At 71.5% G+C, this 24,901-nt stretch carries 25 protein-coding genes and 1 riboswitch; of the genes, 11 read left to right on the top strand and 14 right to left on the bottom strand.

The genetic code is table 11. From position 1 onward, the window contains the following. Window position 1: 1 nt before the first annotated feature. Genes ACIGA3_RS26120 through ACIGA3_RS26085 form a run of 8 tightly spaced genes read right to left on the bottom strand, consistent with a single transcriptional unit; the run spans window position 2 to window position 6,796 of the window. The gene (locus tag ACIGA3_RS26120; protein WP_399720172.1) at window positions 2–1,996 is read right to left on the bottom strand and encodes an NADH-quinone oxidoreductase subunit L; all 1,995 of its coding nucleotides are present in this window, start codon (window positions 1,994–1,996) and stop codon (window positions 2–4) included. Beyond that, entirely contained in the window at window positions 1,993–2,373 is a 381-nt protein-coding gene (gene nuoK, locus ACIGA3_RS26115; protein WP_399720170.1) for an NADH-quinone oxidoreductase subunit NuoK, read from the bottom strand. Before nuoK ends, ACIGA3_RS26120 begins: the two co-directional genes overlap by 4 nt. Beyond that, a complete protein-coding gene (locus ACIGA3_RS26110; RefSeq protein WP_399720167.1) occupies window positions 2,373–2,984 on the bottom strand; it encodes an NADH-quinone oxidoreductase subunit J in 612 nt (203 codons plus the stop codon). Before ACIGA3_RS26110 ends, nuoK begins: the two co-directional genes overlap by 1 nt. Continuing rightward, the gene (locus tag ACIGA3_RS26105; protein ID WP_399720165.1) at window positions 2,981–3,577 is read right to left on the bottom strand and encodes a NuoI/complex I 23 kDa subunit family protein; all 597 of its coding nucleotides are present in this window, start codon (window positions 3,575–3,577) and stop codon (window positions 2,981–2,983) included. The genes ACIGA3_RS26110 and ACIGA3_RS26105 overlap by 4 nt, the downstream gene beginning before the upstream one ends. Next, on the bottom strand, window positions 3,578–4,546 hold the full coding sequence (locus tag ACIGA3_RS26100) for an NADH-quinone oxidoreductase subunit H (protein WP_399720162.1): 969 nt from the start codon (window positions 4,544–4,546) through the stop codon (window positions 3,578–3,580). Then, window positions 4,543–5,775, bottom strand: a complete 1,233-nt coding sequence (locus ACIGA3_RS26095; RefSeq protein WP_399720160.1) for an NADH-quinone oxidoreductase subunit C — start codon at window positions 5,773–5,775, stop codon at window positions 4,543–4,545. The genes ACIGA3_RS26100 and ACIGA3_RS26095 overlap by 4 nt, the downstream gene beginning before the upstream one ends. Continuing rightward, the gene (locus tag ACIGA3_RS26090) at window positions 5,772–6,389 is read right to left on the bottom strand and encodes an NADH-quinone oxidoreductase subunit B (protein ID WP_399720157.1); all 618 of its coding nucleotides are present in this window, start codon (window positions 6,387–6,389) and stop codon (window positions 5,772–5,774) included. Before ACIGA3_RS26090 ends, ACIGA3_RS26095 begins: the two co-directional genes overlap by 4 nt. Then, a complete protein-coding gene (locus tag ACIGA3_RS26085) occupies window positions 6,380–6,796 on the bottom strand; it encodes an NADH-quinone oxidoreductase subunit A (protein WP_399720155.1) in 417 nt (138 codons plus the stop codon). Before ACIGA3_RS26085 ends, ACIGA3_RS26090 begins: the two co-directional genes overlap by 10 nt. Before the next feature lie 234 nt (window positions 6,797–7,030). Between ACIGA3_RS26085 and ACIGA3_RS26080 the strand changes: the two genes are divergently transcribed. The 5 genes from ACIGA3_RS26080 (at window position 7,031) to ACIGA3_RS26060 (ending at window position 13,512) form a co-directional block, all read left to right on the top strand. Then, window positions 7,031–8,230 carry a sensor histidine kinase gene (locus ACIGA3_RS26080; RefSeq protein WP_399720152.1) on the top strand — a complete coding sequence of 400 codons (1,200 nt, stop codon included), beginning with the start codon at window positions 7,031–7,033 and terminating at the stop codon, window positions 8,228–8,230. Between the two features lie 105 nt (window positions 8,231–8,335). Continuing rightward, the gene (locus ACIGA3_RS26075; protein WP_399720149.1) at window positions 8,336–9,655 is read left to right on the top strand and encodes a sensor histidine kinase; all 1,320 of its coding nucleotides are present in this window, start codon (window positions 8,336–8,338) and stop codon (window positions 9,653–9,655) included. Window positions 9,656–9,722: 67 nt separating this feature from the next. Beyond that, the gene (locus ACIGA3_RS26070) at window positions 9,723–10,382 is read left to right on the top strand and encodes a LuxR C-terminal-related transcriptional regulator (RefSeq protein WP_399720504.1); all 660 of its coding nucleotides are present in this window, start codon (window positions 9,723–9,725) and stop codon (window positions 10,380–10,382) included. A gap of 150 nt (window positions 10,383–10,532) precedes the next feature. After that, window positions 10,533–12,461, top strand: coding sequence for a 2-oxoacid:acceptor oxidoreductase subunit alpha (locus tag ACIGA3_RS26065; protein ID WP_399720147.1), 1,929 nt, complete (start codon window positions 10,533–10,535; stop codon window positions 12,459–12,461). After that, window positions 12,454–13,512: a 2-oxoacid:ferredoxin oxidoreductase subunit beta gene (locus ACIGA3_RS26060; protein WP_399720144.1), complete on the top strand. Its 1,059-nt coding sequence runs from the start codon at window positions 12,454–12,456 to the stop codon at window positions 13,510–13,512. The genes ACIGA3_RS26065 and ACIGA3_RS26060 overlap by 8 nt, the downstream gene beginning before the upstream one ends. A 27-nt stretch (window positions 13,513–13,539) precedes the next feature. Here the strand turns inward: ACIGA3_RS26060 and ACIGA3_RS26055 are convergent, their stop codons facing one another. Then, the gene (locus tag ACIGA3_RS26055) at window positions 13,540–13,938 is read right to left on the bottom strand and encodes a winged helix-turn-helix transcriptional regulator (protein WP_399720143.1); all 399 of its coding nucleotides are present in this window, start codon (window positions 13,936–13,938) and stop codon (window positions 13,540–13,542) included. Between the two features lie 95 nt (window positions 13,939–14,033). Here ACIGA3_RS26055 and ACIGA3_RS26050 point away from each other — a divergent pair, with 95 nt between their 5' ends. The 5 genes from ACIGA3_RS26050 to ACIGA3_RS26030 all read left to right on the top strand — a co-directional run bounded on the left by ACIGA3_RS26050 (window position 14,034) and on the right by ACIGA3_RS26030 (window position 17,859). Next, a complete protein-coding gene (locus ACIGA3_RS26050) occupies window positions 14,034–14,891 on the top strand; it encodes an SDR family oxidoreductase (RefSeq protein WP_399720141.1) in 858 nt (285 codons plus the stop codon). A 132-nt stretch (window positions 14,892–15,023) separates the two neighbouring features. Then, window positions 15,024–15,980 carry an EamA family transporter RarD gene (rarD, locus tag ACIGA3_RS26045; RefSeq protein ID WP_399720138.1) on the top strand — a complete coding sequence of 319 codons (957 nt, stop codon included), beginning with the start codon at window positions 15,024–15,026 and terminating at the stop codon, window positions 15,978–15,980. Between the two features lie 130 nt (window positions 15,981–16,110). Next, on the top strand, window positions 16,111–16,995 hold the full coding sequence (gene ribD / locus ACIGA3_RS26040) for a bifunctional diaminohydroxyphosphoribosylaminopyrimidine deaminase/5-amino-6-(5-phosphoribosylamino)uracil reductase RibD (RefSeq protein WP_399720135.1): 885 nt from the start codon (window positions 16,111–16,113) through the stop codon (window positions 16,993–16,995). 7 nt (window positions 16,996–17,002) lie between these two features. Beyond that, window positions 17,003–17,476, top strand: a complete 474-nt coding sequence (locus tag ACIGA3_RS26035) for a VOC family protein (protein ID WP_399720132.1) — start codon at window positions 17,003–17,005, stop codon at window positions 17,474–17,476. Between the two features lie 11 nt (window positions 17,477–17,487). Continuing rightward, the gene (locus tag ACIGA3_RS26030; protein WP_399720130.1) at window positions 17,488–17,859 is read left to right on the top strand and encodes a hypothetical protein; all 372 of its coding nucleotides are present in this window, start codon (window positions 17,488–17,490) and stop codon (window positions 17,857–17,859) included. 7 nt (window positions 17,860–17,866) lie between these two features. On the opposite strand, the gene ACIGA3_RS26025 is transcribed toward ACIGA3_RS26030, so the two are convergent. Then, window positions 17,867–19,030, bottom strand: a complete 1,164-nt coding sequence (locus tag ACIGA3_RS26025; RefSeq protein WP_399720127.1) for a tetratricopeptide repeat protein — start codon at window positions 19,028–19,030, stop codon at window positions 17,867–17,869. A gap of 195 nt (window positions 19,031–19,225) precedes the next feature. Between ACIGA3_RS26025 and ACIGA3_RS26020 the strand changes: the two genes are divergently transcribed. Continuing rightward, a complete protein-coding gene (locus tag ACIGA3_RS26020; protein ID WP_399720125.1) occupies window positions 19,226–19,807 on the top strand; it encodes a flavodoxin family protein in 582 nt (193 codons plus the stop codon). Window positions 19,808–19,813: 6 nt separating this feature from the next. Here ACIGA3_RS26020 and ACIGA3_RS26015 read toward each other — a convergent pair whose 3' ends face one another. From ACIGA3_RS26015 to ACIGA3_RS26000, 4 genes are all read right to left on the bottom strand, one after another. Then, window positions 19,814–20,686, bottom strand: coding sequence for an ABC transporter permease (locus ACIGA3_RS26015; protein ID WP_399720123.1), 873 nt, complete (start codon window positions 20,684–20,686; stop codon window positions 19,814–19,816). Then, window positions 20,673–21,635, bottom strand: a complete 963-nt coding sequence (locus ACIGA3_RS26010) for an ABC transporter ATP-binding protein (protein WP_399720120.1) — start codon at window positions 21,633–21,635, stop codon at window positions 20,673–20,675. Before ACIGA3_RS26010 ends, ACIGA3_RS26015 begins: the two co-directional genes overlap by 14 nt. A gap of 37 nt (window positions 21,636–21,672) precedes the next feature. Further along, window positions 21,673–22,875, bottom strand: a complete 1,203-nt coding sequence (locus ACIGA3_RS26005) for an outer membrane lipoprotein carrier protein LolA (protein ID WP_399720118.1) — start codon at window positions 22,873–22,875, stop codon at window positions 21,673–21,675. A gap of 232 nt (window positions 22,876–23,107) precedes the next feature. After that, window positions 23,108–24,118, bottom strand: a complete 1,011-nt coding sequence (locus ACIGA3_RS26000; protein WP_399720115.1) for a polyprenyl synthetase family protein — start codon at window positions 24,116–24,118, stop codon at window positions 23,108–23,110. Between the two features lie 549 nt (window positions 24,119–24,667). Then, a riboswitch (cyclic di-AMP (ydaO/yuaA leader) is annotated at window positions 24,668–24,901 on the top strand.

Below are 24,901 nucleotides of genomic sequence, written 5' to 3'. Positions count from 1 at the left end.
CTCACGCTCCCGAGGCGACGAGGAGGACGGCGACCGTCAGGACGACGGTGCCGGCGAGCAGCGCGCTCACATAGGTCTGCACATTGCCGGTCTGCGCCCGCCGTACGGCCGCGCCGAGCAGCCGGGGCAGGGCGGCGGCGCCGCGTACGTAAGTGTCGACGACCTCGCGGTCCAGGAAGCGGACGAGGCTCGCGGCGCCCAGGACGGGGCGGACGAACAGCGCCGAGTACACGGCGTCGAGGTGGAAGCCCGCGGCGGCGGGCCCGTACAGCGGGCCGAGCAGCAGGCGGCCGGGGTCGGCCGGGTCGGGGGCCCCCGCGATGTCGCCGTACGCCGGTTCGTGGGCGGCGATGGCCTCGGCCTCGACCAGGCCCGCGTCGCCCTCCGGATGAGCGGCGACGGCGCCCAGCGGGACGCGGGGCGCGCGGGCGGCGGCGCGCTGCCAGGCGCCGTAGGCCAGGAGTCCGCCGACCACGGCGAGGCCGGTGCCGAGGATGGAGGTGAGCAGGGTGGGGGCGAGGCTGCGGCCGTCGAACCAGCCGGGCAGCGCCCGGTAGGCGAGCGCGCCGAAGGCCAGCGAGGGCACGGCCAGTACCCAGAGCACGACGGTCATGGTCTGCGGCTGGCGGCCGTGGTTGGGGGCCTCGGCGCCCCGGCCCCGGAAGGCCAGCAGCCAGAGCCTGGTGGCGTAGGCGGCGGTGAGCAGGGCCGTGGCGAGCGCGGCGACGAGCACGATCCAGCCGGCGGCGCCCGGTGCCGGGCCGGGGTGGCCGGTGGCGAGGCGTTCGGCGGCGCCGAGGACGGACTCCTTGGAGAAGAACCCGCTGAACGGCGGGATCGCGGCCAGCGCGAGCAGGGCCACGGTCATCGTCCAGAAGGCGTCCGGGACGCGGTCGCGCAGGTGGCTCATCCGGGACATGGCGGCCAGCGAGTTGGTGCCGGCGGCGTGGATGACGGCTCCGGCGGCGAGGAACAGCAGCGCCTTGAAGGCGCCGTGGGCGAGGAGGTGGAAGACGGCGGCACCGCGGTCGCCGACGGCGAGGGCTCCGGTCATGTAGCCGAGCTGGCCGATCGTCGAGTAGGCGAGGACGCGCTTGATGTCGTCCTGGGCGAGCGCGGCGAGGCCGGAGCCCAGCATGGTCACGGCGGCCATCACGGCGAGGACCGTCATCGCGGCGGCGGACGCCTCGAACACGGGGAGGAGACGGGCGACGAAGTAGACACCGGCGGCGACCATCGTGGCCGCGTGGATCAGCGCGGAGACGGGCGTGGGGCCCGCCATCGCGTCGGGGAGCCAGGTGTGCAGCGGGAACTGCGCCGACTTGCCCGCCACGCCCGCGAGGAGCAGCAGCGCGATCAGGGTGGGGTGGTCGAGTCCGCCGCTCGCCACGGCGCCGAGGACGCGGGTGATGCGGAAGGACCCGGCGTCGGTGCCGAGCGCGAACAGGCCGATCAGGAACGGCACGTCACCGAGCTTGGTGACCAGGAACGCCTTGAGGGAGGCGGCGCGGGCCTCGGGGGTGCCCCAGTAGTGGCCGACGAGGAAGTAGGAGCAGATGCCCATGACTTCCCAGCCGACCAGCAGCACGATCAGGTCGCCGGAGTAGACGACGAGGAGCATCGCGGAGGTGAAGAGGGAGACGAGGGCCGCGTAGGAGGGGTAGCGGGGGTCGTCGCGCAGGTAGCCGGTGGAGTAGATCTGCACGCAGGTCGCCACGAAGGCGACCAGGATCGCGACGAGCGCGGCGAAGCCGTCGATGTGCAGCGCCAGGTCGACCGGGACCGAGCCGGTGGGCGTCAGCAGGGTGTACGCGTCGATGGCCCGGCCGCCGCCCTGGCGGGCCGCGACCAGCGCGGCCAGTACGAGCGCGGCCAGCGGCGGCAGTACGGCGAGCGGGCGGACGAAGCCGGGCGCGGTGCGGCCCAGCAGGAGTCCGGCGACGGCGCCGAGGAAGGGCAGGGCGGGGACGAGGGCGGCGAGGGTGGTGGTGGTCACGCGGTGGCCTCAGCCTTCTCGGCCCCAAAGGCGTCGGGGTGGTCGGGGTCGTCGCCGGAGGTCTCGGCGGTGTCGCGGAGCTTGTCGATGTCGGCGGTGCCCCGGTCGCGGTACACGGCGAGGACGATCGCCAGGCCGATGCCGATCTCGGCGGCCGCGATGGCGATGGTGAACAGGGTCAGCGCCTGGCCGGAGTGCAGGGTGTCCTTGGCGGCCCGGCTGAGCCAGACGTCGAAGGCGACGAGGTTGAGGTTGACGGCGTTGAGCATCAGCTCGACCGACATCAGGACCAGGATCGCGTTGCGGCGGGCGAGGACGCCGTAGAGGCCGGTGCAGAAGAGGAGGGCGGCGAGGACGGCGGGGTAGGCGAGGTGCATCAGCGGGCGCCTTCCTTCTCGCCGGGGGTCTTGGTGGTCTTGGTGAGCTTCGGGGCGTCGGGGGCCTGGTCCGCCTTGTTCTTGCGGGACAGCACGATCGCGCCGACCAGGGCGGCGAGGAGCAGGACGGACAGCGCCTCGAAGGGCAGCACCCAGTGCCGGAAGAGGCTCTCGCCGGTGACGCGGGTGGTGCCGGCGGCCGGGCCGTCCAGGTCGATCCAGGTGGCGCGGAACGCGTCCGTCACCACCCAGACCAGGGCGCCCGCCGAACCCACGGCGACGACGAGGGCGGGCAGCCGGTTGCCGGAGTCGGCGTCCGGGGAGCGGCCGATGGGGGCCCTGGTGAGCATCAGCCCGAAGAGAAGGAGGACGACCACGGAACCGACGTAGATGAGGACCTGCACCCAGGCGATGAACTCGGCGGTGAGCAGGAGGTATTCGACGGCCAGCCCGCCGAGCGTGACCACCAGCCACAGGGCGGCGTGCACCAGCTGGCGGGTGGTGACGGTGATCAGCGCGGCGCCGAGGGTGACCAGACCGACGAGGACGAACGCGATCTCGACGCCGGTCGGGGACAGGAAGCCGTGCGGGGCGGTGGCGGCGAGGCTCACTGCTCTCCCTCCTGTTGCTGGTCGTCGGGGTGCGCTGCCTCTTCGGCGGCTCGGGCTTCTTCGGCGGCCTGGGCGGCGGCCAGTTTGTCGGCGCTCTTGCGGGCGGCGGCGATCTCCTTCGGCTCCTCCGCGCCCGGGTCCAGCGCGGGCGGGGCCGGGACGGTCCACATCCACTCGCGGAGCTTGTCGCGCTCGTGGGTCAGCTCGAGGATGTCGGTCTCGGCGTACTCGAACTCCGGGGACCAGAACAGCGCGTCGAAGGGGCAGACCTCGATGCAGATACCGCAGTACATGCAGAGGGAGAAGTCGATGGCGAACCGGTCGAGGACGTTGCGGCTGCGCTCGCGGCCGCCGGGGGCGGCGGCCGGGACCGTCTCCTTGTGGGAGTCGATGTAGATGCACCAGTCGGGGCACTCACGGGCGCAGAGCATGCAGACCGTGCAGTTCTCCTCGAACAGGCCGATCACCCCGCGAGTGCGGGGCGGCAGGTCGGGCTGGACGTCGGGGTAGCGCTCGGTGACCGTCTTCCTGGTCATCGTGCGCAGGGTGACGGCCAGGCCCTTGGCCAGGCCGGAGCCGGGGATGGGAGACATTTAGGCGATCACCACCTTGATGACGCCGGTGAGGGCGATCTGGGCGAGGGCGAGCGGGACGAGGACGGTCCAGGACAGCTTCTGGAGCTGGTCCTCGCGCAGCCGGGGGTAGGTGACGCGGAGCCAGATCACCAGGAAGGCGAGGATCGCGGTCTTCACCAGGGTCCACACCCAGCCGAGTCCGTCGGCACCCCAGGGGCCGTGCCAGCCGCCCAGGAAGAGCACGGTGGTCAGACCGCACAGGACGACGATGCCCGCGTACTCGGCGAGCAGGAACAGGGCGAAGCGCAGGCCGGTGTACTCGGTGTACGCGCCGAAGATGATCTCCGAGTCGGCCACCGGCATGTCGAACGGCGGCCGTTGCAGCTCGGCGAGTCCGGCCACGAAGAACACGACCGCGCCGGTGAGCTGCCACGGCAGCCACCACCAGTGGAAGGCACTGACGATGCCGGGCAGGGAGACCGTGCCGGCCGCCATCGCCACGGAGGCGGCGGCGAGCAGCATCGGGAGTTCGTAGGCAAGCAGCTGGGCGGCGGTGCGCAGGCCGCCGAGCATGGAGAACTTGTTCGCGCTGGCCCAGCCCGCCATCAGCGAGCCGAGGACGCCGACGCCCATCACCGCGAGCACGAAGAAGATGCCCGCGTCCAGCACCTGGCCGACGGCCCCCGCGCTCGGCCCGATCGGGATGGCGAGCAGCACCAGCAGGTACGGCAGCAGGGCCACGGCGGGGGCGAGCTGGAAGACGCGGCGGTCGGCACCGGCCGGGACCACGTCCTCCTTCTGCGCGAACTTCACACCGTCCGCGACGAGCTGCGCCCAGCCGTGGAAGCCGCCCGCGTACATCGGGCCGAGGCGGCCCTGCATATGGGCCATCACCTTGTGCTCCGTCTGGCCGATGACCAGCGGGAACGTCAGGAAGACGACGAACACGACGAGGAGCCGCAGGATGACGTCCAGCACGTCGTTCACTGCGCGCCTCCGGTGGGTTCGTCGGGGGTTTCGGTTGGTTCCTGCCCGGGAGCAGGGGGTGTCTTCGGGGACTCGTCCGGCTCCTCGAAGGCCGGCCGGGCGTGATGCCAGGGGGCGTCGGCACTGCGCGGGGCAGCCTTACGCTCCGCCGGCTGGGCGAGCTCGCTCGGCTCGATTGGCTCGCTCGGCTCCGAGGGCCCGCTCGGCTCAGTCGGCGCTGAAGACTCAGCGGCCTCCGGAGTCTCGGTCCGCTGCGAAGCCGACCCCTGCGAGGCACTCCGCGACCTGCGCGGCCCCCTCGGTGCCTCGGCCGGCGTCTCGGCCGGAGCCTCCGTGCCCTCCGGCGCCCCCTGGCCGGCCGACCCCTGACTCGCACTCCGCGTCCGGCGCGGCGCAGCAGTCCCGGCATCCGGCTCCGGCGAACTCTGGCTCGCCGAACCCTCACTCCCACTCCGCATCCGCCGAGGCGGCGCCGCACCGGCATCCGGCTCCCCCGGAACCTGACGAGCCGAACCCTCGCTCGCACTCCGCGCCCGACGCGGCCGGACGGTCTCTGCCTCGGCGCCGGCCGGCGCCCCGCTGCCCTCCGCCGAGGTCCGGGCCCGCCGGGCCGGCCGCTCCCCCGCCGCCCCCCGCGCGGGACGCGAAGGCGCGGGCGGCAACTGCCCCTTCAGCGGCCCCCACTCGTTGGGGTCAGGCCCCCCCGGCGGCAGCATCTGGCGGCGCTTGGGCCCGCCGTGCTCGGACTCCCCCGGTTCCTTCGCGCCCGGCCACGCCTTGGCGACGCGGGCGGCGAGGACGAAGTCCTTGCGCAGCGGGTGGCCCTCGAAGTTCTCCGGGAGGAGCAGGTGGTCCAGGGCGGGGTGGCCGGTGAAGTCGACCCCGAACATCTCGTGGGTCTCCCGCTCGTGCCAGGCGGCGCCCGCGTACACACCGACGGCGCTGGGCAGCACCGGCGCCTCGTGCGGGACGGTCGTACGGACCAGCAGGCGGCGGACCGGGTTCAGGGCGACGACGTGGGCGGACACCCAAAAGCCGGTGCCGGGTTCGTCGACCGCGCTCAGCCAGTCGAAGTAGGTGCAGGTCAGCGTCGTACGGGCCGTCTCCAGGGCAGTGAGCCAGGCGGCGGGGGGCACGTCGACGGTGAGGACGTCGTAGGACTCCTCGGCGGTGGCTTCGGGGCCGAAGAGTTCCTCGGCGGAGGCGGGCAGCCAGCCGGGCGCGGTCATCGCGCGTCCCCCTCAGGAGCGGCGGGCGCGGGCGGCCGGACCAGGTCGCTCTGCAACGCGGCGGCGGACGGGCGGGCGGCGCCCCCCTTGCCGTACCGCTCCGCCAGCGACTCACGGGCGATCTTCTCCTGGAGCTTCAGGATGCCCTGGAGCAGTGCCTCGGGGCGCGGCGGGCAGCCCGGCACGTACACGTCGACCGGGATGATCTGGTCGACGCCCTTGGTGACGGAGTAGGAGTCCCAGTACGGTCCGCCGCAGTTGGAGCAGGCGCCGAAGGAGATGACGTACTTCGGCTCGGGCATCTGCTCGTACAGCCGCTTCACGGCGGGCGCCATCTTGTCGGTGACCGTGCCGGAGACGACCATCAGGTCGGCCTGGCGGGGGCCCGGCGCGAAGGGGATGACGCCGAGCCGGATGAAGTCGTGGCGGGCCATCGACGCGGCGATGAACTCGATCGCGCAGCAGGCGAGGCCGAAGTTGAAGACCCAGAGCGAGTAGCGGCGGCCCCAGTTCAGGACGACCTTCATCGGCTCGGGGGCGAGCCGGGCGAGCGCGCCCAGCCGCTTCGGCTCGGGCAGCAGCACCGGCTCGGGGGCGGCCGGGTTCACGTCCATGTCAGGACGCCCTTCTTGTAGGCGTACAGCAGGCCGACGGCGAGGAAGCCCAGGAAGATGAACATCTCCACCAGGGTGGCCGCGCCGTAGCCGGGGGCGGCGAAGACCGTCGCCCAGGGGAACAGGAAGATCGAGTCGACGGCGAAGATCACGTACAGGAAGGCGTAGACGTAGTAGCGGACCTGGGTGTGGGCCCAGCCCTCCCCGACGGGGTCGACGCCGCACTCGTAGGTCATGAGCTTCTCGGGGGTGGGCACCACGGGCCGCAGCAGGCGGCCGGCGCCGAAGGCGGCCGCGACGAAGAGCACGCCGATGACGGCGAGCAGCCCCACGACCGAGTAGGACCCGAAGTAGTCCGACGCGGTGTCGGCCGCGGCGACCGTCGTTACCCCCAACGTCTCGCGCACCGTGCGTCCCTCGCTCCCTGACCCGCGTGTCCTCCGTGACCTCCGCGCACCGTGTGACGGGATGCGGTCAGAGGTTTGCGTACGCACGGGAGTCTAGGCCCTGATAAAGCGCCGGTAAGCAGCCCGTCACGCCGTGCGAGGCCGGGAGCGGGCCGGGGGTGGGGTTTTCCCCAGGGACCGGAAGGCGGTCCACCGCATGGCGTGGGGGCCGCCGGGCACGGCAGTCTGACCGCCATGACCGCTCCCGCTCCCGCCGCCGGACCGGCCGGCGACACCGGCCGTCCGCCGCCCGCCCGGCTCGCCTTCGACGCGCACACCTGGAAGGAGATCGCGCATCTCCTGCTGAACCTGCCGCTGGCGGTGGTGGGCTTCGTCTACGCGGTCACCGCGCTGTCCGTGAGCGGGGGCCTCACCGTCACGGTACTCGGGCTGCCGCTGCTGGCGGGCTCCCTGCTGGGCGCCCGGCTGCTGGGCCGGCTGGAGCGGGCGCGGGTCCGGGCGCTGCTCGGGGTGCGGGTGCCCGAGCCGTCGCCGCTGCCGTTCGCCCGGAGCGGTGGGGTGGTGCGGCGGCTGTGGCTGGCGCTGCGGGACCCGGTGGGCTGGCGGTCGATGCTCTACTGCCTGATCCGGCTGCCCTGGGGCGTGCTGACCTTCGGCACGGTGCTGACCTCGCTCTTCGTGCTGTGGCCGGTGCTGGGGTTCCTGGCGCGAGGTCTTGCGAACGTGGACCGGGCGCTGGCGCGGGCGCTGCTGGCGCCGTCGGACGAGCTGGAGCGCCGGATAGCGGAGCTGGAGTCGGACCGGGGTGTGGTCGTCGACACCGCCGCCGCCGATCTACGGCGTATCGAGCGGGACCTGCACGACGGAGCACAGGCCCGCCTGGTCAACCTCGCCATGGAACTCGGACTCGCCAAGGAAAAACTCCACCACGACCCCGAAACAGCCGCCCGCATGGTCGAAGAAGCCCACGGCGAAGTCAAAACCGCCCTCAAAGAACTCCGCGACCTCGCCCGAGGCATCCACCCCGCCATCCTCACCGACCGAGGACTCGACGCAGCCCTCTCCCACATCGCCACCCGCTGCACCGTCCCCGTCACCCTCACCGTCGACCTCCCCACCCGACCCGCACCCGCCATCGAAGGCATCACCTACTACACCGCCAGCGAACTCCTCCAGAACATCAGCAAACACAGCCACGCCCACACCGCCACCCTCGACCTCCGGCACACCCCCCACCACCTCACACTCCAAATCCGAGACGACGGAATCGGCGGAGCAGACCCCGCCCACGGATCAGGGCTGGCGGGACTCGCCGAACGCCTCGGCGCCGTCGACGGCGTGTTCGTCGTGGACTCCCCGCCCGGCGGGCCGACGGTCGTCACGGCCGAGCTGCCCTGGCGGGGCCGTGACGACGAGCACGGCGCCGGACGGTAGGGAAAACCCCCTGGTCGAGACGGGGACGCGCGCCATGGTCCGCACCGGGTGCGGACGAGCACGCTGAGCAGGCAAGTCACCACGAGGAGAACGGGGAAGACACCGATGGCCACGCATTACACGCCGTACCGGGAAGAGCAGGGCCGCCACCGCCTCCCCGCCGCGCTGCGGGCACCGCTGGAGGCGCGGACCTGGCGGGAGCTGGGATACGTACTGCTCGGTCTGCCGGTGGCCATCGCCCTGTTCGTCTGGTCGGTGACGATGATCTCGCTCGGCGCCGGCCTGCTGGTGACCTTCGTCGGGGTGCCCGTGCTGGCGCTGGCCCTGGTCGGCTGCCGGGGCTTCGGGGCGCTGGAGCGGGCGCGGGCGGGCGCGCTGCTCAAGGTGCGGGTGGCCGCGCCGGAGCCGCTCAGGCCCAGCGGGCCGGGGCTGCTGCCGTGGCTGGGCGCGGTGCTCAAGAGCGGCTCTTCCTGGCGGCACCTGGTGTACGCGCTGGTCCACTTCCCGTGGGCGGTGTTCTCGTTCTCGGTGGCCATCAGCTTCTGGACGTACGGCTGGGCGCTGCTGACGTACCCGCTGTGGTTCTGGGTGTTCCCGATGTGGGCCGGGCAGGGCGGCATCCAGCTGTACGGAGACGACCACCACAGCGTCTACGTGGACAACCCCTTCGAGATCACCGTGACCGCGCTGATCGGGCTGGTGTTCACGCTGGTCACTCCGTGGCTGCTGCGGGGGCTCACTACGGTGGACGGGCTGCTGGTGCGCGGCCTGCTCGGCCCGTCCCGGCTGACGGCACGCGTGGAGGAGCTGGAGTCGGACCGGGGTGTGGTCGTCGACACCGCCGCCGCCGACCTACGGCGTATCGAGCGGGACCTCCACGACGGAGCACAGGCCCGCCTGGTCAACCTCGCCATGGAACTCGGACTCGCCAAGGAAAAACTCCACCACGACCCCGAAACAGCCGCCCGCATGGTCGAAGAAGCCCACGGCGAAGTCAAAACCGCCCTCAAAGAACTCCGCGACCTCGCCCGAGGCATCCACCCCGCCATCCTCACCGACCGAGGACTCGACGCAGCCCTCTCCCACATCGCCACCCGCTGCACCGTCCCCGTCACCCTCACCGTCGACCTCCCCACCCGACCCGCACCCGCCATCGAAGGCATCACCTACTACACCGCCAGCGAACTCCTCCAGAACATCAGCAAACACAGCCACGCCCACACCGCCACCCTCGACCTCCGGCACACCCCCCACCACCTCACACTCCAAATCCGAGACGACGGAATCGGCGGAGCAGACCCCGCCCACGGATCAGGGCTGGCGGGACTCGCCGAACGCCTCGGCGCCGTCGACGGTGTCCTGGTGGTGGACTCGCCGCCCGGCGGGCCGACCACCGTGACCGCGGAACTGCCCTGGCGCACCTGAAGAAGCTGGAATGCTGGGCCTCCTTGTCGGCAGGCGTGTGGGGGCTCGGGAAATCGTGGAGAACAAGGTGCGCGTGGTCATCGCCGAGGACTCGGTACTGCTCAGGGAGGGGCTGACCCGGCTGCTGACCGACCTCGGGCACGAGGTGGTGGCCGGGGTCGCGGACGCGGAGGCGCTGCTCGCCACCATCGCGGAGCTGGCCGGACGGGACGAGCTGCCCGACGTGGTGGTGGCGGACGTACGGATGCCGCCGACGCACACCGACGAAGGGGTGCGGGCCGCCGTGGAGCTGCGTAAACGCCACCCCGAACTGGGAGTGCTGGTGCTGTCGCAGTACGTGGAGGAGCGCTACGCCACCGAACTGCTGGCCGGTTCCAGCCGGGGCGTCGGCTATCTGCTCAAGGACCGGGTCGCGGACGTGCGCGAGTTCGTCGCCGCGGTGGAGCGGGTCGCCGGCGGCGGTACGGCGCTGGACCCGGAGGTGGTGGCGCAGCTGCTGGGTCGCAGCCGCAAGCAGGACGTGCTGGCGGCGCTGACCCCGCGCGAGCGCGAGGTGCTGGGGCTGATGGCGGAGGGGCGGACCAACTCGGCCGTGGCCCGGCAGCTCGTGGTGAGCGACGGCGCGGTGGAGAAGCACGTCAGCAACATCTTCATGAAGCTGGGTCTGACCCCGAGCGACGGAGACCACCGGCGTGTTCTGGCGGTGCTGACCTACCTGAACTCCTGACGCACCGAGACTGGGCGGCGTAGCAAGTCCATATAACGGGAGATACGCAGCGATCCTCGGAAGCCGACCCTAAGCGACGTAGGGTTGATCCTGGGATTGGTCCGGGGGAAGACCGCCCCCGGACGGCCGCCTCGAAGGAGGTCCAGTTCAGTGACCAGTCAGGTCAGCAGCCCAGCGGAGCAGGCCGACGAGAACGTCGTGGCAGAGCAGCGCAGACCGGGCGGAGCGAAGGACGTGCGGCGTCTGGACCGGGTGATCATCCGGTTCGCGGGGGACTCCGGTGACGGTATGCAGCTCACCGGCGACCGGTTCACCTCGGAGACCGCGTCCTTCGGCAACGACCTCTCCACCCTTCCCAACTTCCCCGCCGAGATCCGCGCCCCCGCCGGCACCCTGCCCGGCGTCTCCTCCTTCCAGCTCCACTTCGCCGACCACGACATCCTCACCCCGGGCGACGCGCCGAACGTGCTGGTCGCCATGAACCCGGCCGCGCTGAAGGCCAACGTCGGCGATCTGCCGCGCGGCGCCGAGATCATCGTCAACACCGACGAATTCACCAAGCGCGCCCTGGCGAAGGTGGGGTACGCCGATTCCCCGCTGGACGACGGCTCGCTCGATGGCTACCACCTGCACCCGGTGCCGCTGACCACGCTCACGGTCGAGGCGCTGAAGGAGTTCGACCTCTCCCGCAAGGAGGCCGAGCGCAGCAAGAACATGTTCGCGCTGGGTCTGCTGAGCTGGATGTACCACCGGCCCACCGAGGCCACCGAGAAGTTCCTGACAGCCAAGTTCGCCAAGAGGCCGGACATCGCGGCGGCCAACGTGGCCGCGTTCCGGGCGGGCTGGAACTTCGGTGAGACGACGGAGGACTTCGCCGTCTCCTACGAGGTGGCGCCGGCCGCGCGGGCCTTCCCTCCGGGTGTCTACCGCAACATCTCCGGGAACCTGGCCCTGGCCTACGGGCTGATCGCCGCCTCCAAGCAGGCGGATCTGCCGCTGTTCCTGGGCTCGTACCCGATCACCCCGGCCTCCGACATCCTGCACGAGCTGTCGAAGCACAAGAACTTCGGTGTGCGGACCTTCCAGGCGGAGGACGAGATCGCGGGCATCGGCGCGGCGCTGGGCGCGGCGTTCGGCGGTTCGCTCGCGGTGACGACGACGTCCGGTCCCGGTGTGGCGCTCAAGAGCGAGACGATCGGTCTCGCGGTGTCGCTGGAGCTGCCGCTGCTGGTGATCGACATCCAGCGCGGCGGTCCGTCGACGGGTCTGCCGACCAAGACCGAGCAGGCCGACCTGCTCCAGGCGATGTACGGGCGCAACGGCGAGGCACCGGTCCCGGTGGTGGCGCCGCGCACCCCGGCCGACTGCTTCGACGCGGCGCTGGAGGCGGCCCGGATCGCGGTGACGTACCGCACCCCGGTGTTCCTGCTCTCCGACGGCTACCTGGCCAACGGCTCGGAGCCGTGGCGCATCCCGGACCTGGACGAACTCCCGGACTTCCAGGTGCAGTTCGCGCAGGGCCCGAACCACACGCTGGAGGACGGCACCGAGGTCTTCTGGCCGTACGAACGGGACCCGCGCACGCTGGCCCGCCCCTGGGCGGTGCCGGGCACACCGGGCCTGGAGCACCGCATCGGCGGCATCGAGAAGCAGGACGGCACGGGCAACATCTCCTACGACCCGGCCAACCACGACCTGATGGTCCGCACCCGCCAGGCCAAGATCGACGGCATCGAGGTCCCCGAGGTCGAGGTGGACGACCCGGACGGCGCGCGGACGCTGGTGCTCGGCTGGGGTTCGACGTACGGCCCGATCACCGCGGCGGTACGGCGGCTGCGCGCGGCCGGCGAGTCCATCGCGCAGGCCCATCTGCGCCATCTCAACCCGTTCCCGGCGAACCTCGGCGAGGTGCTGAAGGGATACGACAAGGTGGTGGTCCCGGAGATGAACCTGGGGCAGCTCGCCACCCTGATCCGGGCGAAGTACCTGGTCGACGCCCGCTCGTTCAACCAGGTCAACGGCATGCCGTTCAAGGCGGAACAGCTCGCCACCGCGCTCAAGGAGGCCATCGATGACTGACTCCGCACGCGAGCTGCTCCAGCTGGTCCCCAAGGCCGAGGGCAAGCAGTCGATGAAGGACTTCAAGTCCGACCAGGAGGTCCGCTGGTGCCCCGGCTGCGGTGACTACGCGATCCTGGCGGCCGTGCAGGGGTTCATGCCGGAGCTGGGGCTGGCGAAGGAGAACATCGTCTTCGTCTCGGGCATCGGCTGCTCGTCCCGCTTCCCGTACTACATGAACACCTACGGGATGCACTCCATCCACGGCCGCGCCCCGGCCATCGCCACCGGGCTCGCGTCCTCGCGGCGGGACCTGTCGGTGTGGGTGGTCACCGGTGACGGGGACGCCCTGTCGATCGGCGGCAACCATCTGATCCACGCGCTGCGCCGCAATGTGAACCTCAAGATCCTGCTGTTCAACAACCGGATCTACGGGCTGACCAAGGGCCAGTACTCCCCGACCTCCGAACTCGGCAAGATCACCAAGTCGACGCCGATGGGGTCGCTGGACGCGCCGTTCAACCCGGTCTCGCTGGCGCTGGGCGCGGAGGCGTCGTTCGTCGCCCGCACCATCGACTCCGACCGCAAGCATCTGACCGAGGTGCTGCGGGCGGCCGCCGACCATCCGGGCACGGCGCTGATCGAGATCTACCAGAACTGCAACATCTTCAACGACGGTGCCTTCGACGCCCTCAAGGACAGGCAGCGGGCCGAGGAGGCGCTGATCCGGCTGGAGCACGGGCAGCCGGTGCGGTTCGGCGCGGACAACTCGCGCGGTGTCGTACGGGACCGGACCGGGGAGCTGACGGTGGTCACCGTGACCCCGGACAACGAGGCGGACCTGCTGGTCCACGACGCGCACGCGGCCTCCCCCACCACGGCGTTCGCGCTGTCCCGGCTGGCCGACCCCGACACCCTGCACCACACCCCGGTCGGGGTGTTCCGGGCGGTGGACCGGCCGGTCTACGACAGCCTGATGTCCGAGCAGCTGGACACCGCGATCGAGCAGCAGGGCAAGGGCGATCTGGCCGCGCTGCTGGCGGGCGGGGACACCTGGACGGTCGTCGGCTGAGGTCGTCTGCCGTCGGCTGAGACTGTTCTACGAGGTCCGGGAGCGAGCCTCCCGGACCTCGTCGTAGGTGCGGCGCGCCTTCTCCACCTGGTCCATACGGTCCTGGGTCCAGACGGACAGCGCCCTGACCTGCTCGGCGGCCTCGCGGCCGAGGTCGGTGAGGGAGTAGTCGACGCGGGGCGGGATGACCGGCTTGGCGTCCCGGTGCACCAGGCCGTCGCGCTCCAGGGTCTGGAGGGTCTGGGTGAGCATCTTCTCGCTGACCTCCCGGCCGCCCCAGCTCCCGACCGCCCGCCGCAGCTCCCCGAACCGGTAGGACCGGTCCAGCAGCTCGATCAGTACGAGCACGCCCCAGCGGCTCGTCACATGCTCCAGCACCAGCCGCTGCGGGCACAGGACGTCGCTGACCTCGTTACTTACCGCCATAGCAGTACCTTACTTGAAAGTGGGTACTGTCGTTTGGTTAGCGCACTTCCTAGGGTTAGTGACATCACCCGAAGTTCCCCCTAGGAGAGACCCCCATGAGCATCGTCGTCACCGGAGCCACCGGCCACCTCGGCCGCCATGTCATCGCCCAGCTGCTGGAGCGGGTGCCCGCGGAGCAGATCACCGCCGTCGTACGGGACGAGGCGAAGGGCGCCGAATTCGCCGAGCGCGGTGTGCGGCTCGCCGTCGCCGACTACAACGCGCCCGAGACCTTCGACGGGCTCTTCTCGGCCGGCGACAAGGTGCTGCTGATCTCGGGCAACGAGTTCGACAAGGGCCGGGTGGGCCAGCACCAGGTCGTCATCGACGCGGCGAAGGAGGCGGGCGTGGCGCTGCTCGCGTACACCAGCGCGCCGGGCACCCTGACCGCGACGCTGGCCGACGACCACCGGGCCACCGAGCAGGCGGTGCTCGCCTCCGGGCTGCCGTACTCGCTGCTGCGCAACGGCTGGTACCACGAGAACTACACCGAGAACCTGGCCCCCGTGCTCGCCCACGACGCGGTGGTCACGGCAGCGGGCGACGGCCGGGTCTCCTCGGCCGCCCGCGCCGACTACGCCGCCGCCGCGGTCGCCGTGCTGACCGGCGCGGGCCACGAGAACACCACGTACGAGCTGGGCGGCGACGTGGCGTGGGGCTTCGCCGAGTACGCGGCCGAGCTGAGCGCGCGGACCGGGCGGACGATCACCTACCAGCCCGTGTCCGGGGAGACCCTCAAGGGCATCCTGTCCGGCGCGGGGCTGCCGGAGGCGCTCGCGGAGATGCTGGTCGGGGTGGACGCGTCGATCGCGCGGGGCGAGCTGGTCGTGGCGGGCGGGGAGCTGTCCCGGCTGATCGGCCGGCCGACGACGCCGCTCGCGGTGGCGGTGGAGGAGGGGCTGAAGGCGAGCTGAAGGGCCGAGCCGGTTCCGGGCGCGCCGCCCTCTCCGTCTCGGTCATGACCGTATGGCGATACGGGCATGACAGGCGGGGTGGGGCGGCGTTACCTTCGTTCTCGCGTGGCGGAATGCGAGAAGGAGGAGCCCGTGGCCGGGACGTCCAAGGGTGAACACCGAATAGGTCTGCTGAACGGCATTGCCGCGTACGGCATGTGGGGGCTCGTCCCCCTCTTCTGGCCGCTGCTGAAGCCGGCGGGCGCCATGGAGATCCTGGCCCACCGGATGGTGTGGTCCCTGGTCTTCGTCGCCGTCGCGCTGCTGTTCGTGCGGCGCTGGGCCTGGGCGGGGCAGTTGCTGCGCCAGCCACGCCGTCTCGGACTGGTCGCGGTGGCAGCCGCCGTCATCACCGTGAACTGGGGCGTCTACATCTGGGCCGTGAACTCCGGCCATGTGGTGGAGGCGTCCCTCGGGTACTTCATCAACCCGCTGATGACCATCGCGCTGGGTGTGCTGCTGCTGAAGGAACGGCTGCGGCCGGTGCAGTGGGCGGCGGTCGGCGTCGGCTTCGCGGCGGTGATCGTGCTGACCGTGGGGTACGGGCAGCCGCCGTGGATCTCCCTCTGCCTCGCGGTCTCCTTCGCCACGTACGGACTGGTGAAGAAGAAGGTCGGCCTCGGCGGCGTCGAATCCCTGGCCGCCGAGACGGCGATCCAGTTCCTCCCCGCGCTCGCCTACCTGCTCTGGCTCAGCACCCACGGCGACCTCACCTTCGCCACGGAGGGGCCCGGCCACGCCGCCCTCCTCGCCTCCACCGGCATCGTGACGGCCCTCCCCCTGGTCTGCTTCGGCGCCGCCGCGATCCGCGTCCCCCTCTCCACCCTCGGCCTCCTCCAATACCTGGCCCCCGTCTTCCAGTTCCTCCTCGGCATCCTCTACTTCCACGAGGCGATGCCCCCGGAGCGCTGGGCGGGCTTCGCCCTGGTCTGGCTGGCGCTGGTGTTGCTGACAGCAGACGCGATGCGCTCCGCGCACCGGGCACGGGTGGTGGCGATGTCCCGCCCGGCGGACCCGGCTACGGCTGCGGTGGACGCGGTGGATGTCTGACGGGCTGAAATTCGAGGAGTACGCGGCTTGGGCGCAGGAGGACCCGGCGGGGGCCTACCGGCCAGCCTGAGGAGGACTCAGCCTGGGTTCCTGGGTTCCTGGGACGAAGGGCGGGTTCTCCGAGGTGAAGGTGCGCGAGCTGGAGGCCATGCGGCGGGCGATCGTTGTTTCTGCTCAGGGGGTTGGGTCTGCCAGTCCTAATCCGCCGGTGGGGTGCGTCATCCTGGATCGGGGCGGGCGGAATGTCGGTGAGGGGTTTCACCGGCGCAAGGGGGAGGCGCATGCCGAGGTCAATGCGCTTGCGGTGGCTGGGGAGCGGGCGTTGGGCGGGACGGCCGTGGTCACGCTCGAGCCGTGCAATCACTACGGGCGCACTCCCCCTTGCCGTGAGGCGCTGATCGACGCGGGGGTCTCCCGAGTCGTCATCGCCGTGATGGACCCGACCTCGCGTGGGGAAGGCGGGGCTGCGCTGCTCCGGGAGGCCGGGGTGGAGGTCGAGCAGGGGTTTCTCGCGGATGAAGCGCTGTTGGTTCTCGGACCCTGGCTGGCCTCCCTCACCCATGAGCGCCCTTTCATCACGTGGATCCATCAGGCAGGACCCGGCGGTGCTCCTCTCGCGGACGAGGTCAGCCTGCTGCGGCAGTCGCATGACCTCGTGATGTGGGCGGAGGGAGGGATTGAGGAGGGGCGGCCGGGGAGTCATGGGGCCGGAGTGTTCCGGGTTCCGGCCCTTCCGCTGGGGAGCGACGCCGGTGAAGCGGTGAAGGTGCTCGGTGAGGCAGGCGCGCGTTCCGTGCTGGTCGTGGGGACTCCCGATTCGCCAGGGCTGGAGCAGTTGGCGGACCGGGTGATCTGCTACCTGCCGTTCACGGCGGAGCCGTGGTCGCCTCTGCCTGCGGGGTACCGGCTCAGCGAGGTCACGCGGGGTGTGGCGTACGTACGTGTGGTCGGGCAACAGGTCCAGGCGCGCGGAAGTGTGGCAACTGGCCATGTGGGTGGGCGTCCGGCGATATAAGGGCTGTATGGCGACTTCTTCATCGCGGCCTGCGCCGCTGCATTGGAAGGTTGTGGTCGACGCGGTCGACCCGCATACGCAGGCCGACTTCTGGGGTGCTGCGTTGCATTACGAGCCCGAGGACAACAGTGCGTTGATCGAGCGGCTGCTGTCGTTCGGGGCGTTGTCCGGTGAGGCGACGGTCGAGTATCACGGGCGGCCGGCGTTCCGGGATCTTGTGGCTGTACGGCACCCCGACGACCCCTACGACCCCGAGACGGGGACCGGGTTGGGGCGGCGTCTCCTCTTCCAGCGCGTGCCGGAGGCGAAGGACGGCAAGAATCGTCTCCACCTCGACCTTCATGCCGGCCCGGAGCGGCGGAAGGACGAGGTGGCGCGGCTGACCGCGCTGGGGGCGACCGTGCTGCGTGAGGTGAGTGAGCCCGCGGGGTCGTGGACCGTGCTGGCGGACCCTGAGGGGAACGAGTTCTGCGTCCAGTAGTAGACAGAGGCATGAGCATCCGTGAGTTTCTGAGACCCGTCCTCGTCGTCGCGCTGCTGGCCCCGGTCGGCGCTTGTGCCGGGGCGAGCCACCCTGCGGGTACCGCGACCGCTTCCAAGTCCGCGCGTGCGAACCCCCGTCCCGTCTCCGCCGTCATGCCGGACATCACCGGCGGCAACGCCGGCCGCGCGGTCGAGCAGATGGGCCCCGACACCGAGGTGGCCTTCAAGGACGTGAGCGGGAAGGGGCGTTCGGTGGACGGCCCGGCCGCGTGGAAGGTCTGCGAGACCCGGCCGGGGCCGAACCAGCAGATCACCGGCTATCCCGTGATCCTCGGCGTGGTGCGGGTCGCGGAGAGCTGCGAGGGCACTGTCCTGAAGTGAGGTGACCTCACGCGTCGGCCGCGGCCGCGCGTGCGGTCAGCCGGGTCATCCGGGTGTGGGCCGACTCCAGGGGGCGGGGGTCGGCTGCTGCCGGGCCGGGCTTCGCCGCGAGCGCGGTCCATACGTCGATCAGGTCGCGGCCCATCCGGAGCGCCTGCTCCGGGTCGCCCACCGCCCGCCACGCGGTCGCCGCGCTGCGTACGTTGCCGTAGGCCGCCGCCGGGTCACCCGCTTCGGCGCGCTTACGGGCCAGGTCCAGGGACAGGTCGAAGGCGCGGGCCGGGTCGCCGGTCAAGTACGCGATGTACGCGCACAGTTCACGCAGATGCAGCACCTCGGGGTGGCGGGGGCCCAACGTGCCGGACGCCTCGGCGACCGCCCGGCTCGCCAGCTCGGCCGCCCGCTCGACCTGTCCGTCCCGTACGGCGTCCCCGACGCGACCCAGCGCCGCCGTCCACACCTCGGCCCCGTCCGGCGTCTCCGCCGCGGGCGCCTCCGCGAGCATCTCCTCCGCGATGGCGTCGAAACGGCTCGGGGGGATGGGCTCGGGGTCGGACGGGGGGACGGCTTCCGGGGTCGGCTCGGGGCCGAGGACGAGTTCGGGTCCCGGCTTGGTACCGGGGGTGGTAGCAGGTCCCGAACTTGGCTTGCTTTTCGTGTAGTTGACGGACCGGCGAGTGGCCCCGGGTATCCGCTCCGCCGGAGGCGCCCCGAGCGGCGCACTCCGGGGAGTGGGAGTGGGTTCCGCTGCGGACAGGGACGCCGCCGGAGGCACGGGCGCCACCCCCAGCCCGCCCGCCGAAGAAGTGGGCTCAGCCTCCACCGAAGGCGCACCCCCCATGACCGGCGGCGGCCCGAAAACCCCCCGAGGCGGCTGTACGGTCCCCGGCGCCGCGGGCAGCCGCGTCGGGGTCCCCGTCATCCGGGTCGTCCCGTCGGGCGAGATCTCCAGCGGGATCAGGCAGCCCGCCGCGTCGTCGTGGATGGTGGCCCGTATCGGGGTGCCGTGGGCCGTGGCCAGGTGGTGGAGGTGGCTGAGTACGGCGTCGTGGATGTCCTCGTCCGGAGCCGGACGTACGGGGGTGCCGGCGACCGACGCCGCGCCGGTGGCCGAGACGCGGACCTGGACCGGCCGGTCCCCGCGCCGCTTCTCGAAGATCGGTCGAGACATCCGTTTCCCTCACTCCCCCGGCGCCGCGCTCCGGTCGTACGCCTCCTGGCAACCAGTCTCGCCGCCCGCCGCGCCCCGCGCGTCACCACGACGTCACAGCCTCGCACCAGCCGCCCTTGCCGCGCGATACTTGCATGTGCATAAGATGCGTACAGATCTATTGTGGCTTCAACCGCACTCGCCCCAGGGGTCCCCATGAGCCGTCGCTTTCTCTTCGTCCTGGGCAGCGCCCGCACCCAGGGCAACACGGAGTTCCTCGCCCGCGCGGCCGCCGAGCAGTTGCCCGAGGGCGTGGAGCAGGAGTGGGTCCGGCTGGCCGGGCTCCCGCTGCCCGAGGCCGAGGACCTGCGGCACGACAGCGACCACGTACGGCCCGCCGCCGACACCCCGGCCGGGATGCTGCTGGACGCCACCCTCGCCGCCACGGACATCGTGATCGCCTCGCCGCTGTACTGGTACTCGCTGTCCAGCCTCACCAAGCGGTACCTGGACCACTGGTCGGGCTGGCTGCGCATCCCCGAGGCCGGCTTCAAGGGCGCCATGGCGGGCCGGACCCTGTGGGGCGTGACGGCGCTCGCGGACCGTGACCCCTCGGTCGCCGAGCCGCTCATCGGCACCCTCAACAACTCCGCCGCGTACCTGAAGATGCGCTTCGGCGGGGTGCTGCTGGGCAACGGCAGCGGACCCGGCGACGTACGCGCGGACACCGAGGCGCTGGCCCGGGCGAAGACGTTCTTCGAGCGCGAGGCACCCCTCGCCCGCTTCCCCGGCGCCTGAGCCGGCTCAGGCCGTGATGTCCTTCGTCGTGAACCGCGCCCACGCCGCCGTGCCGAAGACCGCCGCGTAGACCGCCTGGAGACCGAGGTTGTGGCGGAGGTCGTCCCAGAGGACCGGGTCGCGCAGGAGGTCGGCGAAGGACAGCCAGTAGTGGGAGAACAGATACGGCTGGATGGCATGCAGCTGCGGGATCTGGTCGAGGATCTGGACCGTGATCAGCAGTCCCACGGTGGTCGCCATCGCCGCGATCCCGCTGTTGGTCAGCGTCGACACGAACAGCCCGAGCGCCGCCACGCCGATCAGCGAAGCCGCCACGGCCAGGGCGATCAGCAGCGCCCGGAGCAGACCCTCGCCGAAGCCGATCCGGGTGCCGGAGATGGTCGTGACCTCGCCGAGCGGGAACAGCAGCGCACCCACGGCCAGCGCGGAGACCGCGACGACCAGGGTGGCCAGCAGGCAGAAGGCCAGGACGGTCGCGTACTTGGTCAGCAGCAGCCGGGTACGGCCCGCCGGGGCGACCAGCAGATAGCGCAGCGTGCCCGCGCCCGCCTCGCCCGCGACGGCGTCACCGGCGATCACACCGACCACCAGCGGCAGGAAGAACGGCAGAGTCGCCGCGAGCGCGGTGAAGACCAGGAACAGGCCGTTGTTGGTGATCTGCGCGATGAACGCCGGACCGCCGCCGCCCCGGTCCGCGTCCCCGCCGCCGCCCGTCTCGATCCGCACCGCGATCCCGATCAGCACCGGTACCGCCGCGAGCACCGCGAGCAGCACCAGGGTGCGCCAGCGGCGCAGGGTGGTGACCAGCTCGCTGCGCAGCAGCCCGAAGGTCCACAGCGGCCGGGGCACGGCGGGGTACGTCGGCTCAGCCCGCGACATCGAAGCCCTCTCCGGTCAGTGCCACGAACGCGTCCTCCAGCGAGGCCCGTTCCAGCGTGAATCCCCGTACCCGCACGCCCGCCGCGACCAGGGCCGCGTTCACCTCGGCGAGGTCGCGGGCGGGCGGTTCGCCGGTGACCGTCTCGCCGGTCACGGTGAGGTCGGTGACGCCTTGTTCCTTGAGCACACGGGCCGCGTCGGCCGGGTCCGGGGTGGTCACGGCGAGCCGGCCGCGCGCCCCGGCGGACAGGTCGGCCACCGCGCCCTGGATCACGAGCCGGCCGCGGGTCATCACCGCCGCGTGGGTACAGACCTGCTCGATCTCGTCGAGGAGGTGGGAGGAGAGGAAGACGGTGGTGCCGTCGGCGGCCAGTTCGCGGACCAGGCCGCGGATCTCGCGCATGCCCTGCGGGTCGAGACCGTTGGTGGGCTCGTCCAGCACGAGCAGGCGGCGCGGCCGGAGCAGGGCGGCGGCGAGCCCGAGGCGCTGCTTCATGCCGAGGGAGTACGCCTTCGCCCTCTTGCCTCCGGCCGCGGCGAGCCCGACCCGCTCCAGCGCGGCGGCGACGCGGGCGCGCCGGGTGCGGGGGTCGGCGGCCGGGTCGGCGGCGTCGTAGCGCAGCAGGTTGTCCCGGCCGGAGAGGAAACCGTAGAGCGCGGGGCCCTCGATGAGGGCGCCGACCTCGGGCAGTACGGCGCGGGTGGCGCCCGGCATGGGGCGGCCCAGGACGTGCGCGGTGCCCGAGGTCGGGTCGATCAGGCCCATCAGCATGCGGATGGTGGTGGTCTTGCCGGAGCCGTTGGGGCCGAGGAAGCCGAAGACGCTGCCCGCCGGGACGGTCAGGTCCAGACCGTCCACGGCGAGCTGGCCGCCCCGGAACCGCTTGGTGAGGCCGCGCGTGGCGATGACCGGCGCGGCCTCGTGTCCGGCGGCGGACGGTGGCTCCATCGGTTCCCCTCGTGTCTCGGGCGGCTCCGGCGGGCGGTCACTTGTCCGCGTCGGCCGCCTTCACCAGGGCGTCCTTGGTGACCGCGCCCGCGTACACCGTGCCGTCGTCGGTGATCAGGGCGTTGACCAGGCGGGTGGAGAAGACGGTGCCCTTGCCGAAGTCGCCGGAGACCTGGTCGCCGAGCGAGCCGAGGAAGCCGCCCATCGCGCCCTCCTGGGAGCTGGTGGGCCCGCCCTTGGCGCCGGTGTCGAACTTGGCGATGGTGGTCCAGCCCTCGCCGATGGTGTCGGCGCCGCTCAGACCGCCCGGCGCGAACTCCTCGCCGAAGCCCGGAGCGTGCTCCCGCCGGCCGTCCTCGCCCGGCTTCTCCTCGGTCACCTTCGCGCCCTTGGGCGGGCGGAAGTCGAAGGTGGAGGCGGGCGGCGCGGCGAAGGAGACCTTGGTGAAGCCCGCGTCGAGGACGGGGGCGCCGCCGCTCTTCGGGGCGAGGGTGAACTTCAGCGGCAGACCGGTCTTGGCGTCGACGCCGATGGTGACGGCGCGGACGGTGGAGCCGGCCTGCTTGGGCTTGATGACCAGCTGGTAGGCGTCGCGGCCGGCGATCCGGGTGGTGCCGTCGACGGTGACCGAGGTGGTGTCGTCGACCGACTTCAGGGCCTCTTCGGCGAAGTCGTCGGGCGTGGCGGACGGCTGGTGCTCGCGCTTGTCGCCCTTCTCGCCGGAGTGCTGGGCGGTGGTGTGGAAGACCTCGTTGCTCGCGCTGTCGTAGCCCCACACGTCCTTGCTGTTGTGGATGAGGCTGTACTCGGCGTCGCGCTGCAGCAGCGAGACCTTCTGCCGCTCGGGGCCGTCGGCGGCCACACGCAGGGTGTGGGTGCCGGAGGTCAGTTCGGTGAGCTTGGTCCGCGGGTCGGCGGAGGAGCCGTCGCCCTCCTGGCCGGAGCCCAGGCTGTCCTGGAGGCCGCCGAGGTCGGGCAGGCCGAGGTCGGTGCTGACCTTGACGGTGCCGGACATCCGCTGGACGTCGGACTTGGCGATCTTCTCGATGAGCTGCTGGGCGCTGATCTTCGGCAGGTCCGGGTCGCCGGAGGCGGCGAGTGCCGGGACCAGCCCGATGGTGGCCGCCGCGACACCCACCACCGCGACGGGCACGACGTACCGGGCGGCCTTGCGGCGTCCGGAACGCGGGTCCTCGTCGGGGCCGGTGCCGGTCGCGTGGTCGGATTCGTACGGTGCCATGTGTGCCTTACCTCCGTCGTCGGCGGCGGCTGCGCTCGCTGTGGTCCACCTGAGCCGCCATTCTCACCCGAATCGGTGAGGAGTGGTGGTTTCCCTGGTTCCCATCAGACCAAATCGGCAGTCCTGGGGCGTCAGCCCACGGAGCCAACTCGGCGTACACCTGCGGTATGACGTACGGGCCGGGCGCCCGCGCCGACCCGTAGGGGTCGGGTGAGGCGCCCGCCCCTCCCGGTCATCCGGCCCGGTGCACCACGGCGTCGCACAGCTCGATCAGCGCCGCCTTGGCGGTGCACTCCTTCAGCGGGGCGAGCGCGGCGCGGGCCTCCTCCGCGTACCGCACCGCGTCGCGGCGGGCCTGCTCCAGCGCGGGGTGCGCGCGGAGCGCGGCCAGTGCCTCGGCGAGCCGGGCGTCGTCGGTGAGGTCGGAGTCCAGCAGCTCGCACAGCGCGAGGTCACCGGGCTCGCCGAGCCGGGCGGCGCGCTCGCGCAGCCGCAGCACGGGCAGCGTGGGGACGCCCTCGCGCAGGTCGGTGCCGGGGGTCTTGCCGGACTCGTCGGAGTCGGAGGCGATGTCCAGCACGTCGTCGGCGAGCTGGAAGGCGACGCCGAGCCGCTCGCCGTACTGGGTGAGCACGTCGACGACGCTCTCGTCGGCGCCGGACATCATGGCGCCGAACCGGCAGGACACGGCGACCAGGGAGCCGGTCTTGCCGGAAAGCACGTCGAGGTAGTGCTCGACGGGGTCGCGGCCGTCCTGGGGACCCGCGGTCTCCAGTATCTGGCCGGTGACGAGGCGCTCGAAGGCGAGGGCCTGTACGCGGACGGCCTCGGGGCCGAGATCGGCGAGTATCTGCGTGGCGCGGGCGAAGAGGAAGTCACCGGTGAGCACCGCGACGGAGTTGCCCCAGCGGGTGTTGGCGCTGTCCACGCCGCGCCGCACGGCCGCCTCGTCCATGACGTCGTCGTGGTAGAGCGTGGCCAGGTGGGTCAGCTCGACGACGACGGCGGAGGGCACGATGCGCGGGGCGTGCCGGTCGCCGAACTGGGCCGCCAGCAGCACGAGCAGCGGACGGAACCGCTTGCCGCCGGCCCGCACCAGGTGCTGGGCGGACCCGGTGATGAAGGGGACCTCGCTCTTGGTGGCCTCTAGCAGGCCCGCCTCGACAGCCGCCAGTCCGGCCTGGACATCGGCTTCCAGTGCCTGGTCCCGCACGCTCAGCCCGAACGGCCCGACGACGGTCACGAGGTATCTCCTGTCTGCTGGTGTCTGCTGGCGACTTCACGGCTTGTCGATAGGTCGCTGCCATCAGTCAAGTCAGCGTATCCGGTCCTCTTTGGATCACCGATCGCACCCACCGGTCCAGCTCACGAGGTATCGGTTTTCGTCCGGCATGTCCTGGATGAGTGGACAAGGGCCGATATGGAGGGAGTCGGTCGGACGATCCGGCACTCCGGGGGGCATGCCGATCCAACGAACGGGAGCGTCCCAGAGGTTCCGCCCCAGGGGGACCGACACTCCCTAATACCCACAGACGGCCCAAATGCACATAATCCCCCATGTCTGATTTTGCGTATTTTGCGATTCCGTGAGTTGGCTCACGCGGGCCACCCCCTCGCGCCTACCCCCGCAAACCCTCCTCTCACCCCCTTCTTACCGTGCCCGGTACGGAAGTTGAGGATTGGCGACCGCAAAGGATCAAGTAGGCCATTTGGGACAGATCAAGGTCAACTAGTACTTCGGGTGAATCCGGTACTTGTTCCGGACATGTGCGGTCGCATACGTTCCCGCCCTGTCAGGCGAACGCCGAATCCTGCCGCGCCTGGCACACCCATTCACGAACTCATTCGTACGGCAGGAGCGGGGGACCCAGGTAAGCCGCCGGACCGGTCGACACATGTCGCGCCGGAACGGCTCGGGGTGAAGCCATGACGTCCCCGGTGTCCGACGGGCACCGGGGACGACGCGGCCGGGCACCTCCCCGCCCGAACCCGACAGCTCACCTCGCAGGCGACGGAGAGGAACTTC

It is taken from the genome of Streptomyces sp. NPDC085596 (genome assembly GCF_044541565.1).
In the GTDB taxonomy this organism is placed as follows: domain Bacteria; phylum Actinomycetota; class Actinomycetes; order Streptomycetales; family Streptomycetaceae; genus Streptomyces.
This window is presented reverse-complemented; position numbering and strand designations above follow the sequence as displayed.

Bases quoted from the DNA above. Each gene is read 5' to 3' on its own strand.
- nuoK (WP_399720170.1), bottom strand. From the start codon at position 2,373: ATGCACCTCGCCTACCCCGCCGTCCTCGCCGCCCTCCTCTTCTGCACC.
- ACIGA3_RS26105 (WP_399720165.1), bottom strand. From the start codon at position 3,577: ATGTCTCCCATCCCCGGCTCCGGCCTGGCCAAGGGCCTGGCCGTCACC.
- ACIGA3_RS26095 (WP_399720160.1), bottom strand. From the start codon at position 5,775: ATGACCGCGCCCGGCTGGCTGCCCGCCTCCGCCGAGGAACTCTTCGGC.
- ACIGA3_RS26090 (WP_399720157.1), bottom strand. From the start codon at position 6,389: ATGGACGTGAACCCGGCCGCCCCCGAGCCGGTGCTGCTGCCCGAGCCG.
- ACIGA3_RS26080 (WP_399720152.1), top strand. From the start codon at position 7,031: ATGACCGCTCCCGCTCCCGCCGCCGGACCGGCCGGCGACACCGGCCGT.
- ACIGA3_RS26075 (WP_399720149.1), top strand. From the start codon at position 8,336: ATGGCCACGCATTACACGCCGTACCGGGAAGAGCAGGGCCGCCACCGC.
- ACIGA3_RS26060 (WP_399720144.1), top strand. From the start codon at position 12,454: ATGACTGACTCCGCACGCGAGCTGCTCCAGCTGGTCCCCAAGGCCGAG.
- ACIGA3_RS26055 (WP_399720143.1), bottom strand. From the start codon at position 13,938: ATGGCGGTAAGTAACGAGGTCAGCGACGTCCTGTGCCCGCAGCGGCTG.
- ACIGA3_RS26050 (WP_399720141.1), top strand. From the start codon at position 14,034: ATGAGCATCGTCGTCACCGGAGCCACCGGCCACCTCGGCCGCCATGTC.
- ACIGA3_RS26035 (WP_399720132.1), top strand. From the start codon at position 17,003: ATGGCGACTTCTTCATCGCGGCCTGCGCCGCTGCATTGGAAGGTTGTG.
- ACIGA3_RS26030 (WP_399720130.1), top strand. From the start codon at position 17,488: ATGAGCATCCGTGAGTTTCTGAGACCCGTCCTCGTCGTCGCGCTGCTG.
- ACIGA3_RS26025 (WP_399720127.1), bottom strand. From the start codon at position 19,030: ATGTCTCGACCGATCTTCGAGAAGCGGCGCGGGGACCGGCCGGTCCAG.
- ACIGA3_RS26020 (WP_399720125.1), top strand. From the start codon at position 19,226: ATGAGCCGTCGCTTTCTCTTCGTCCTGGGCAGCGCCCGCACCCAGGGC.
- ACIGA3_RS26015 (WP_399720123.1), bottom strand. From the start codon at position 20,686: ATGTCGCGGGCTGAGCCGACGTACCCCGCCGTGCCCCGGCCGCTGTGG.
- ACIGA3_RS26010 (WP_399720120.1), bottom strand. From the start codon at position 21,635: ATGGAGCCACCGTCCGCCGCCGGACACGAGGCCGCGCCGGTCATCGCC.
- ACIGA3_RS26005 (WP_399720118.1), bottom strand. From the start codon at position 22,875: ATGGCACCGTACGAATCCGACCACGCGACCGGCACCGGCCCCGACGAG.